Genomic DNA, 1,376 nt, shown 5'->3' with positions numbered 1-1,376 from the left:
GCCTGAACCTTGAACTCCTCGACCGCGCCGGCCATCTCGCCGATCTCGTCCTTGCGCCCCAAACCCGGCAGCACGACGTCGAAATTGCCCGAGGCGAGCTCGCGCATCGCCTTGCACATCGCGATCATCGGCCGCGAGATACCGTTGCCGAGCCACAAGGCCAGCACGATGCCCACGGCCAACCCGCCCAGCGCCATCATCAGCATCAGCTGCTCGGTCTCTCCGATGGTCGCATTGGCGCTCGCCTCGATGCGTTGCTGGTCGGCGGTCAGATCCGAGCGCAGCTCGGCCGAGAGCTTGAGGATGGTCGCCGCCGTCTTGGTCATCTCGCCGTTCAGCTTGACGATGACCTTCACGTTCTCGGTCAGCTTGGCGAACGAGGTGCGGTACTGCTTGAAGAGATCGCCGATCTCCTTGACGCGATCCGTGATCTTCTGGTCGTTCGCGTAGATGGAGACCAGCAGCGTCTCGAGGAACTTGATGCGGGCGATCACGCCGTCGGCGGTCTTCGGCTCCGGCTTGGCCACGAAGGCGCTGACCGAAGTGGAGACCGCCAGATATTGCGAGGTGACGTCCTTGGCCGTGGTCTGAACCGAGGCGAGGCCCGCCAGCGCTGCGGTGTCGGCGAGGTCGTCGAATTTGAAACGGATCTTGTTGCCGACACTGTTGAGCTCGTCGGCCGCGATCTTGTTGTTCTCGCGCGTCAGCGTGATGATCTCGCCGAAGACTTTCGTAAAGCTCTGGAACTCCGCTTCGAGCTTGCCGACCTGCTCACGGCGGGCCGCGCCGGTGGTCGCGGCCATCGACTTGGCGATCGCGCTCTTCAGATTCCCTTCAGCAGCCTTGGCTGCGGTCTCGTCATCCACAGCGCCAGTCAGGGTATAGGCCCGTGCCAGTCCCTGATAGGCGATCAGCTCGCGATCGACGGTTCGGGCCAGATCGGCTTCCGATACGCTGGTGCGGTAGGATGCCACGGCGCCTGCGATCCGCTCGAAGCCGAAATAGGCGAACGCCATGCTGACGGCGAGGATGGCGAGCACCGCCACGAAGCCGAGGATGATTTTTGCGCGAAACCGCAGCGTTGGCAGCTTCGATTGGCTCGACTTGGATTGGCTCGACTTGGACTTGACCGACATTCCCCCACCCCATTCCATTCGCGGAAAACCAGGCGCAGCCCGGAAGCAGCCCGCTTCCCGACTCCTCTGCACGTTACGGGGCAAAGGATAAGCCACGGTAAATTTGTGGCACCGCAACGGGCGGTGAGGTGACGTGGGGAATTGTTAATCTTACTGAGTCATCCGGCCGCAGCCGTTGAGGCTGAGAATCAAGTATTTGTAGGGATTCAATGTTTGGCGCGCGGAGGGCCAGATGAATCT

At 62.0% G+C, this 1,376-nt stretch carries 1 protein-coding gene; it reads right to left on the bottom strand.

All coding sequences use genetic code 11. The annotated features are described in order from the left end of the window. Window positions 1–1,136 (bottom strand): HAMP domain-containing protein (locus YU9_RS44080; protein ID WP_036019376.1); only part of this gene is annotated, 1,136 nt, incomplete at its 3' end. Between the last annotated feature and the right edge of the window lie 240 nt (window positions 1,137–1,376).

The sequence above is a fragment of the Bradyrhizobium sp. WSM1743 genome, assembly GCF_000473065.1.
Taxonomy (GTDB): domain Bacteria; phylum Pseudomonadota; class Alphaproteobacteria; order Rhizobiales; family Xanthobacteraceae; genus Bradyrhizobium.
The sequence above is the reverse complement of the archived record's forward strand: the minus strand, read 5'-3'. Positions and strand labels throughout refer to the sequence as shown.